This is a genomic window from Streptomyces sp. S6, assembly GCF_054880855.1.
In genome coordinates, this window is record NZ_JBTYMC010000269.1 from 1 (window position 1) to 9,262 (window position 9,262).

Here is a 9,262-nt window from a genome sequence, read left to right on the forward strand (position 1 = left end):
GCGTGCTCGACGAGCGGGCGGCCCCGGTGGACGAGCAGCGCCTTGGGGTGCCCGCCGAGGCGCCGGCCGGCCCCCGCGGCGAGCACCAGACCGGCGATCCGGCCTTCGTTGTGCGTCATACGTCCTGCATACCTGGGCCGGCGGCCTCAGGGGTGATCGGGCGGGGCTGAAATTCCGTCCTCGGTGTGGCGCCACGCCGCGTGAGTGGCGTTTACTGACCCGCGTCCCGGGGGCGAGAAGCGGTGTTGCGGAGCGTGGGGCAGAGGTCATTGACGGGCAGCGACGAAGATCCCAGAGTCACGGAGTTACGCGGCGCGGTGTCCCGGCTGCGCCGCGAACTCGCCGCCCACCCGGCGGAGTTCCCCGACCGGGCCATCGCCGAGGACGAACTCGCCGCGCTGGCCGCGATGACGGCCTACGGCATCCCCGAGGTCCCGCGCCTGCGCAACTCCCTGCTCGTCGTCGCGGGGGCCATCGGGTCGGTGAGCGCGCTGTCGCGGGGGCTGTCGGAGGTGCGGGCGGCGGTGGAGCACTTCGGGGGGCCGCAGCGGGGGTGAGCGGACACTCACCCTGCGTCGGTCACCATCGGTGCGGGAACGGAAACGCCCCCCGGTACCCCGGATTCCCCGCCCGGTCCTCGAACTCCTCGCACACCCACGTCTCCTGCACGAACTCCGTGCGTAGGTCCCAGCTGTCGAAGATGTTGTCCGGCCCGTCCTTCCCGGTCACCCGGCGATACGTGTCCTTCGCGTCCCGGAAGCACGCCAGACCGCCCATCAGCGGGCTCCCGAAGGGGTGATAGTCGGACCACGCGCACGCGACGCACGCCTTGACGCGCGTCCCGGCAGGCAGCCGGCGCTGTATCTCGTGCAGGGCGCTCTCGAAGTCGTGGTGGACGCCCTCCGCCGGGTGGTCACGGCCGTCCAGCCGCAGGAACACGTCCAACTCCTGCACGTCGATCCCCGGCCGGTCCGGGTGAGGGTCTCCCAGCCGCAGCGTGCAATGCAACGCCCCCGCGCGCGTGCCCTCGCCCTCGACCGTGACGGGCAGCGGTTCCTGCCACTCCAGCAGGCAGGAACGGAGCGCCCCTCCCGCGAACGTGAAAGCCTCGCCGAGGGGCTCGCCGGACAGCGCGCACAGGTCGTCCATGCGGTCGCCCTCGAAGGGGACGCCCCGGATCGTCGTCCGGATGCGTGCGCGTCCGTCGGACACGAAGACGACCGCCTCGCGCCCGTGCCGGTCGGTGTAGTGCCCCGGCCAGTGCCGCACCTCAGCCGGCATTCTGGCTCGCGAGGGACTCGGACAGCTCGCGGGCGACCTGCTGGAGGACCGGGACGATGCGTTCGGTCGCCTGTTCCGTGACGCGTCCGGCGGGGCCGGAGATGGAGATCGCGGCGGCGGTGGGGGAGTCCGGCACGGAGACGGCGAGGCAGCGGACCCCGATCTCCTGCTCGTTGTCGTCGACCGCGTAGCCGAGGCCGCGTACGGCCTCCAGAGCGGCCAGGAAGGCGTCGGGGGTGGTGATGGTCTTCTCGGTGGCCGCGGGCATCCCTGTGCGGCCCAGGAGGGCGCGTACGTCCGCGTCGGGGAAGCCGGCGAGGAGCGCCTTGCCGACGCCGGTGGAGTGCGGCAGGACGCGCCGGCCGACCTCGGTGAACATCCGCATCGAGTGCTTGGACGGCACCTGCGCGACGTACACGATCTCGTCGCCGTCCAGGAGCGCCATGTTCGCCGTCTCCCCGGTCTCCTCGACGAGCCGCGCCAGATGGGGCCGCGCCCAGGTGCCCAGCAGGCGCGACGCCGACTCGCCGAGACGGATCAGGCGGGGGCCGAGGGCGTACCGCCGGTTCGGCTGCTGACGGACGTAACCGCAGGCCACCAGCGTGCGCATCAGGCGGTGAATCGTCGGCAGGGGGAGCCCGCTGCTCGCCGACAGCTCGCTCAGCCCGACCTCGCCGCCCGCGTCCGCCATCCGCTCCAGGAGGTCGAAGGCGCGCTCCAGGGACTGGACGCCCCCGCCGGCGGACTTGGCGGGCTCGGAGGTGCTGGCGCTCGACGGCGGCACGGCGCGTTCCTTTCGGCAGGCAGGAGGCAGCAGCCTACCGGGCGGTGTGTTGACTCCTCAGGGGTGCGTCGTTACGTTCTGGCTGACGAAAGTAAAATTCCGTGATCCGGAAACAGTGGGGGTCGAAGGGTGGGCTCTTGACGCTCCGGAGGAGCTGAGTGAAGACTCCTTCAACAGATCGTTGAATTCTGTTTCAGGGATGTAAACCCAGGTCGGAGAGGGGTCCACGGTGACCGAACTGGTCCTGCGCGCCACACGCGTGATCACGCCCGAGGGCGAGCGCGCCGCCACGATCGCGGTCACCGACGGCAAGATCACCGCCGTCCTGCCGTACGACGCACCCGTGCCGCCCGGCGCGCGCGTGACGGACGTCGGCGACGGCGTCGTCCTGCCCGGCCTCGTCGACACGCACGTGCACGTGAACGACCCCGGCCGCACCCACTGGGAGGGTTTCTGGACCGCCACGCGCGCGGCGGCGGCCGGCGGCATCACCACCCTGATCGACATGCCCCTCAACTCCCTCCCGCCGACCACGACAGTCGCCCACCTCGACGTGAAGCGGACGGTCGCCGCCGGCAAGGCCCACATCGACGTCGGCTTCTGGGGCGGCGCCCTCCCGGACAACACCGCCGACCTGCGCCCCCTGCACGACGCCGGGGTCTTCGGCTTCAAGGCGTTCCTGTCGCCCTCCGGGGTCGACGAGTTCCCGCACCTCGACCAGGCGCGGCTCGGCCGCTCCCTGGCGGAGATCGCCGCCTTCGACGGCCTCCTCGTCGTCCACGCGGAGGACCCGCACCACCTGGAGGCGGCCCCCCAGCAGGGCGGTCCCAAGTACGCCGACTTCCTCGCCTCCCGCCCGAGGCACGCCGAGGACACGGCGATCGCGCACCTCCTGGAACAGGCGGCACGCCTCCACGCGCGCGTGCACGTCCTGCACCTGTCCTCCGCCGACGCCCTCCCGCTGATCGCGAAGGCCAAGGCGGACGGCGTCCGCGTCACCGTCGAGACGTGCCCGCACTACCTGACGCTGACGGCGGAGGAAGTGCCCGACGGGGCCAGCGAGTTCAAGTGCTGCCCGCCGATCCGCGAGGCCGCCAACCAGGACCTCCTGTGGCAGGCCCTCGCCGACGGGACGATCGACTGCGTCGTCACCGACCACTCGCCCTCCACGGCCGACCTGAAGACCCCCGACTTCGCCACCGCGTGGGGCGGCATCTCCGGCCTCCAGCTCAGCCTGCCGGCCGTCTGGACGGCCGCCCGCGCGCGGGGGCACTCCCTGGAGGACGTCGTCCGCTGGATGTCCGCGCGGACGGCGGCCCTGGCCGGACTCGACGGCCGCAAGGGCGCGATCGCCCCCGGCCACGACGCGGACTTCGCCGTGCTCGCCCCCGACGAGACGTTCACCGTCGACCCCGCCGCCCTCCAGCACCGCAACCGCGTCACCGCGTACGCGGGACGCACCCTGTACGGCGTCGTGCGGTCCACCTGGCTGCGCGGCACACGCGTGTACGCGCGCGGGGAGTTCACCGAGCCGAAGGGCGAACTGCTGACCCGCCCGAGCTGAACCGTTTCCCCCGCCTCCTGGCGCACGCTGAACCGTTTCCCCCTCCGCACCCGCACCCGCCGACTCCCGAAAGGCACCCCCTGTGACGGCGATCCCCCGTTTCACCGGCGACGCGCAGCCCTACCAGGGCGGCGACCCGTACGCGGACCACCGCACCGCCGACTTCCCCTTCACCCACCTCGCCGACCTCGCCGACCGGCGGCTCGGCGCCGGGGTGATCGCCGCGAACGACGAGTTCTTCGCCCACCGGGAGAACCTCCTGCTGCCCGGCCGCGCGGTCTTCGACCCCGAGCACTTCGGGCACAAGGGCAAGGTCATGGACGGCTGGGAGACCCGCCGCAGGCGCGGAGCGAGCGCCGAGCACCCCTGGCCCACCGCCGAGGACCACGACTGGGCGCTGATCCGCCTCGGCGCCCCCGGCGTCGTCCGCGGCATCGTCGTCGACACCGCGCACTTCCGCGGCAACTACCCCAAGGCCGTCTCCGTGGAGGCCACCTCGCTCCCGGGTACGCCCTCCCCGGAACAACTCCTCGGCGACGACGTGAAGTGGACGACCCTCGTCCCGCGCACCGAGGTCGGCGGCCACGCGGCGAACGGTTTCGCCGTCGACGTCGAACAGCGCTTCACGCACCTGCGTCTCAACCAGCACCCCGACGGCGGCATCGCGCGCCTGCGCGTGTACGGCGAGGTCGTGCCCGACCCGGCCTGGCTGGCCGTCCTCGGCGCCTACGACGTCGTCGCCCTGGAGAACGGCGGACAGGCCGAGGACGCCTCCAACCTGTTCTACTCCCCGGCCTCCAACACCATCCGCCCCGGCCACCCCCGCCAGATGGACGACGCCTGGGAGACCCGGCGCCGCCGCGACCAGGGCAACGACTGGATCCGCTACCGCCTCGCCGCCCAGGCCGAGATCCGCGCCGTCGAGATCGACACCGCGTACCTGAAGGGCAACAGCGCCGGCTGGGCGTCCGTCGCGGTCCGTGACGGCGACGACGGCGACTGGCGCGAGATCCTCCCGCGCACCCGCCTCCAGCCCGACACCGACCACCGCTTCGTCCTGCCGGAACCGGCCGTCGGCACGCACGCGCGCGTGGACATCTATCCGGACGGCGGCATCTCCCGCCTGCGCCTGCACGGCACCCTCACCGAGAAGGGCGCCGCCGACCTCGCCGCCCGGCACCGGGAACTGGGCGGCTGACCCGCGCTACCGTGAACTCCCCGGGAGACGCCGGGGAGTTCACGGGGGAGGCGTGATGGCAGCTCTGCTGTACTACCCGCTGGTGAGGCCGCCCGAGGAGGTGCTGCACCAGGCGCTGCTGTACTGGGACGGCATCGCCAGCGTCGTCCCGCGCCACCGGGACGTCTACGAGGTCGCTGTGCCGCCGGAGCTGGAAGAACTCAGGGAGCGGTCCCTGTATACGCCGGTGCGCCTCAGTGGTGAAGACGGGCAGCTGAACGACTCCGCCGCGGACGTTCTGAGCCAGGAACTGCGTCAGTTGGCGCAGGACTCGCCGGCGTCGCCCCGGAGCGCCGTCTTCTACAACTCGATGCTCACTACGCTGTTGGAGTGCGAACTGCTCGACCTTGGGCTGGCGGAACGTCACGACGACGGGCAGTGGAACATCCACGTTCCCCCGGAAGTGCAGCAACTGGTCTTCAGTGTCCTTGCGCGTGAGCTCGCCGCCGGGCCGGTGCCCTACGTTCCGTACACCGACCGTCCGGGAGCCTACGAGGCATCCCTGCGTGCCCCGGGCCTCGCGCGGTTGCCTGCGTTCCAGGCGGATCTCGGCGCCCTTCTCCCGGTGCCCGCCCCCGGCACTCCCACGTCCGTCGTCCTCGACTTCCGTGACCGGCACGCCGACGAGCGGGTGCGTCTGATGCGCGCCCTGCACCGGCTCCTGCGCGAACTGCGGGAGTGCTACGAGCACCCGGCCGACGTCGTCGCCGGTCTGCGCCACGAGATCGACCGGGCTGCGGCGGACCACCGCGCGGCGGGTAGGAGCCGGGGGATCGCTTGGGTGGAGCGGTCCGTGCTGGTGACGACGGCACTCGCCACGGGAGCTGCCGGAGCCGCCTGGCCGGGCTTGGGCTGGGCACTGGGTGCTGTCGGAAACATTGCGCTGAATCTGGCCACCCGGGAGATCCGTCCCGCCGGCCACGCGCGCGTGGAGGACGATTTCAGCTACCTGCTCCGCGTCCGCAGGAACTTCGGCTGAACCGATGAGTTCCGCGCGCGGGTGGGGTCTGAAGTGGTGACTGCGGACCCCACCCGCCGTACCGGAAGGCGGGAGACATCGGATCTCTTCGGAAAGAGGCCCCGCCATGGGCAAGCTCACCTCCACCATGTTCGTCTCGCTCGACGGCGTCTACCAGGCGCCCGGAGGCCCCTCGGAGGACCCGGCCGACGGCTTCACGCAGGGCGGCTGGACCGTCCCGTACGACGATGACGACTTCGGCCGGTTCGTCGTCGAGAACTTCGGGCGGGTCGGCGCGTTCCTGCTGGGCCGCCGCACCTACGACATCTTCGCGGGCTACTGGCCGAAGATCACCGACCCCGGCAACCCGGTCGCGGTCAAGGTGAACGCTCTGCCGAAGTACGTCCCCTCGACGACCCTGACGGACCCTTCCTGGGCCGGGACGACGGTTCTCACGGGTGATCTCGCCAAGGAGGTCGCCGTCCTCAAGGAGCGCACCGAGGGCGAGCTCCAGGTCCACGGCAGCGGCGCGCTCGTGCGCTCCCTCGTCGACCTCGGCCTCCTCGACACCCTTCACCTCATGACGTTCCCGGTGGTCCTCGGAGCGGGCCGCAAGCTCTTCCCCGAGGGCACCTCGCCGACGGCGTTCCGGCACGTCGGAAGCCGTGTCACGAGCACTGGAGTGGTCATCGCGAGCTACGACTTGACGGGCCGTCCGAGCTACGGCTCGTTCGATTTCCCGGCCGATTCCTAGCTCCAGGTTAACTTCCCGAAAACACGTCGGACGGGACGGGAAAATCTTGGAAGTTGTCGTTGACATGCCAGCATCTACGCGCGTCATCATGGGCGCATGAGATTCCCCCCACGCATCACCCGAGTCGCCGCAGCCGGCGCCGTCCTGTCCGCCCTCCTCGTCGGCGGAGCCGTCACCGCGACCCCCGCTGCGGCTGCGGTCGGCAGCATCTGCTACGGCGACCTGCCGTCGCAGGCGCACACCACCCTGAACCTGATCGACCAGGGCGGTCCGTTCCCCTACTCGCAGGACGGGGTCGTCTTCCAGAACCGTGACGGCGTCCTGCCGAGCCAGAGCCGGGGTTACTACCACGAGTACACCGTGAAGACCCCGGGCTCCTCGACGCGCGGCGCGCGCCGCATCGTCACCGGGCAGCAGAACCAGGAGGACTACTACACCTCCGACCACTACGCGACCTTCGACCTGATCGACTTCAGCTGCTGAACCCCCACGCCCTCAGCCCCTGAGAGCGAGCGTCACCCGGAGGCCCGACTGCACATCAGTCGGGCCTTCCGCGTCCCGCCACGGCGAAGAGGGCGCACGCGAGCGCCACGAGCGCCACGCTGACGTAGATCTCCGCCCCGTCGAAGAAACCGACCCGCTGCACCATCCCGATGTCCCACCCGGCGAATTCGTGCAGCAGCCCCATACCGCCCTGCGCCAGGGCGACGAGACCGAGAACCTCCAGCAGCGCCTTCATAGGGGTGACTTTCGCCCTGCGGACCCCCTTCGCACACCGGCCGCCGGACGACGCCGTCCCTACGGAAGACCCGTTCTCCCGCGCGCGGGAGTGCCGAAAGTCGAGGGCGCCGCGACTTAGGTAGTCGATCACCCGCGCGGGGCGGCGGGCGGGTACCCGGGGCGCATAGATTTGTGGACCGTGAAGACCGTGAAGCAGGACCGGGGGACACGGGCGTTCGAGGGGCCGCGGTGGCTGCTGCCGTCCGCCGTCGTCGCCGAACTCGAACAGGACGGCCATCCCGCGCGGGAGGGCCGGCGGCCCCGGCGCACCGTGCGCGACTGGCTCGTCGACTTCACCGCGTTCTTCCTGGCCGCCCTGGTGGGCCTGCTGGCCGCCGACAGCGTCTCCAAGGAGGATCTGCCGCACCCCCTCGCCGCCCTCGACCAGATCCTGGGCGGCCTCTCCTGCGCGGCCGTGTGGCTGCGCCGCCGCTGGCCGCTGGGGTTCGCCGTCGCGATGATCCCCGTCAGCCTCCTGTCGGCGTCCGCAGGGGGCGCCGGGCTGATCTCCGTGTTCACCCTGATCGTCCACCGGCCCCTCAAGCAGTCCGCCTGGGTCGCGGCGCTCTCCCTCGGGGTGATGCCGCTGTTCTACTGGATGCGCCCCGACCCCGACCTGCCCTACCTGGGCTCGGTCATCCTGGTCTTCGTGCTCGGTGCCGCCGTCGTCGGCTGGGGCCTGTTCGTCCGCTCCAAGCGGCAGCTCATGCTCAGCCTGCGCGACCGCGCCCACCGCGCGGAGACCGAGGCACGCCTGCGCGCGGAACAGGCGCAGCGTCTCGCGCGCGAGGCCATCGCCCGCGAGATGCACGACGTCCTCGCGCACCGGCTGACCCTCCTGAGCGTCCACGCGGGCGCCCTGGAGTTCCGCCCGGACGCACCCCGGGAGGAGATCGCCCGCGCGGCCGGCGTGATCCGGGAGAGCGCCCACGAGGCCCTCCAGGACCTCCGGGAGATCATCGGCGTCCTGCGCGCGGGAGAGGCCGACGACAAGGGCCGCCCGCAGCCCACCCTCGGCGGCCTCGACGCGCTCGCCGCCGAGTCCCGGGAGGCCGGCATGAAGGTCGTCCTCGAACAGCGCGTCACCGACGCCGCGTCCGTCCCCGCCTCCGTCGGCCGCACCGCCTACCGCATCGCCCAGGAGGCCCTCACCAACGCCCGCAAGCACGCCCCCGGCACCGAGGTGTCCGTGACGGTCACCGGCGCCCCCGGGGACGGCCTCACCGTCACCGTCGTCAACCCCGCGCCCGAGGGCGACGTCCCGCACGTCCCCGGCTCGGGACAGGGCCTCATCGGCCTCACCGAACGCGCCGCCCTCGCCGGCGGCACCCTCGCCCACGGACCCCTGGACGACGGCGGGTTCGAGGTCCGCGCCTGGCTGCCGTGGCGGACGGAGACCGCGCGGTGAGACGTACCGGAAGCACGCCGGGACATGGTTTCGTGAGCCCATGACTACGACGATCAGACTGCTCCTCGTCGACGACGACCCCCTGGTGCGGGCGGGGCTGTCCCTGATGCTGGGCGGCGCCGACGACGTCCGGATCGTCGGTGAGGCGGCCGACGGCGCCGAGGTCGAGGCCCTCGTCGACAGGACGCGGCCCGACGTCGTCCTGATGGACATCCGGATGCCCGCCGTGGACGGCCTCACCGCCACCGAGCGCCTGCGCGCCCGCGAGGACGCGCCCCAGGTCGTCGTCCTCACCACCTTCCACGCCGACGAACAGGTCCTGCGCGCCCTGCGCGCGGGCGCCGCCGGGTTCGTCCTCAAGGACACCCCGCCCGCCGAGATCCTCGACGCCGTCCGCAAGGTCGCGGCCGGCGATCCCGTCCTGTCGCCCGTCGTCACCCGTCAGCTGATGGCCCACGCCGCCGGGAGCGCCGCCGACACCCGGCACGCACGCGCG

At 72.1% G+C, this 9,262-nt stretch carries 12 protein-coding genes; 8 read left to right on the plus strand and 4 right to left on the minus strand.

What is annotated here, in order from left to right; all coding sequences use genetic code 11:
- A partial coding sequence (locus ACVNF4_RS27655; protein ID WP_461805607.1) for an NTP transferase domain-containing protein occupies window positions 1-119 on the minus strand: 119 nt, incomplete at its 3' end.
- A gap of 123 nt (window positions 120-242) precedes the next feature.
- Here ACVNF4_RS27655 and ACVNF4_RS27660 point away from each other — a divergent pair.
- Window positions 243-557, plus strand: coding sequence for a DUF5955 family protein (locus ACVNF4_RS27660; protein ID WP_461805596.1), 315 nt, complete (start codon window positions 243-245; stop codon window positions 555-557).
- A 22-nt stretch (window positions 558-579) separates the two neighbouring features.
- Here ACVNF4_RS27660 and ACVNF4_RS27665 read toward each other — a convergent pair whose 3' ends face one another.
- On the minus strand, window positions 580-1,281 hold the full coding sequence (locus tag ACVNF4_RS27665) for a DUF6304 family protein (protein WP_461805597.1): 702 nt from the start codon (window positions 1,279-1,281) through the stop codon (window positions 580-582).
- Window positions 1,271-2,065 (minus strand): IclR family transcriptional regulator, encoded by a 795-nt coding sequence (locus ACVNF4_RS27670; RefSeq protein WP_461805598.1) that lies wholly within the window; start codon window positions 2,063-2,065, stop codon window positions 1,271-1,273. The genes ACVNF4_RS27665 and ACVNF4_RS27670 overlap by 11 nt, the downstream gene beginning before the upstream one ends.
- A gap of 229 nt (window positions 2,066-2,294) precedes the next feature.
- On the opposite strand from ACVNF4_RS27670, the gene allB reads away from it, so the two are divergent.
- The 5 genes from allB (at window position 2,295) to ACVNF4_RS27695 (ending at window position 7,061) form a co-directional block, all read left to right on the plus strand.
- Window positions 2,295-3,629, plus strand: coding sequence for an allantoinase AllB (gene allB / locus ACVNF4_RS27675; RefSeq protein WP_461805599.1), 1,335 nt, complete (start codon window positions 2,295-2,297; stop codon window positions 3,627-3,629).
- Window positions 3,630-3,711: 82 nt separating this feature from the next.
- Window positions 3,712-4,827 carry an allantoicase gene (gene alc / locus ACVNF4_RS27680; protein ID WP_461805600.1) on the plus strand — a complete coding sequence of 372 codons (1,116 nt, stop codon included), beginning with the start codon at window positions 3,712-3,714 and terminating at the stop codon, window positions 4,825-4,827.
- A 55-nt stretch (window positions 4,828-4,882) separates the two neighbouring features.
- Complete coding sequence (locus ACVNF4_RS27685) at window positions 4,883-5,845, plus strand: hypothetical protein (protein ID WP_461805601.1); 963 nt, start codon at window positions 4,883-4,885, stop codon at window positions 5,843-5,845.
- A 106-nt stretch (window positions 5,846-5,951) separates the two neighbouring features.
- A complete protein-coding gene (locus ACVNF4_RS27690) occupies window positions 5,952-6,578 on the plus strand; it encodes a dihydrofolate reductase family protein (protein WP_461805602.1) in 627 nt (208 codons plus the stop codon).
- Between the two features lie 96 nt (window positions 6,579-6,674).
- Complete coding sequence (locus ACVNF4_RS27695; RefSeq protein WP_461805603.1) at window positions 6,675-7,061, plus strand: guanyl-specific ribonuclease; 387 nt, start codon at window positions 6,675-6,677, stop codon at window positions 7,059-7,061.
- Between the two features lie 55 nt (window positions 7,062-7,116).
- Here ACVNF4_RS27695 and ACVNF4_RS27700 read toward each other — a convergent pair whose 3' ends face one another.
- Complete coding sequence (locus tag ACVNF4_RS27700; RefSeq protein ID WP_461805604.1) at window positions 7,117-7,317, minus strand: hypothetical protein; 201 nt, start codon at window positions 7,315-7,317, stop codon at window positions 7,117-7,119.
- A 180-nt stretch (window positions 7,318-7,497) separates the two neighbouring features.
- Here ACVNF4_RS27700 and ACVNF4_RS27705 point away from each other — a divergent pair, with 180 nt between their 5' ends.
- Window positions 7,498-8,766 (plus strand): sensor histidine kinase, encoded by a 1,269-nt coding sequence (locus ACVNF4_RS27705; RefSeq protein ID WP_461805605.1) that lies wholly within the window; start codon window positions 7,498-7,500, stop codon window positions 8,764-8,766.
- A 40-nt stretch (window positions 8,767-8,806) separates the two neighbouring features.
- Window positions 8,807-9,262 (plus strand): response regulator (locus tag ACVNF4_RS27710; protein ID WP_461805606.1); only part of this gene is annotated, 456 nt, incomplete at its 3' end.

Bases quoted from the DNA above. Each gene is read 5' to 3' on its own strand.
- ACVNF4_RS27685 (WP_461805601.1), top strand. From the start codon at position 4,883: ATGGCAGCTCTGCTGTACTACCCGCTGGTGAGGCCGCCCGAGGAGGTG.
- ACVNF4_RS27695 (WP_461805603.1), top strand. From the start codon at position 6,675: ATGAGATTCCCCCCACGCATCACCCGAGTCGCCGCAGCCGGCGCCGTC.
- ACVNF4_RS27700 (WP_461805604.1), bottom strand. From the start codon at position 7,317: ATGAAGGCGCTGCTGGAGGTTCTCGGTCTCGTCGCCCTGGCGCAGGGC.
- ACVNF4_RS27690 (WP_461805602.1), top strand. From the start codon at position 5,952: ATGGGCAAGCTCACCTCCACCATGTTCGTCTCGCTCGACGGCGTCTAC.
- ACVNF4_RS27665 (WP_461805597.1), bottom strand. From the start codon at position 1,281: ATGCCGGCTGAGGTGCGGCACTGGCCGGGGCACTACACCGACCGGCAC.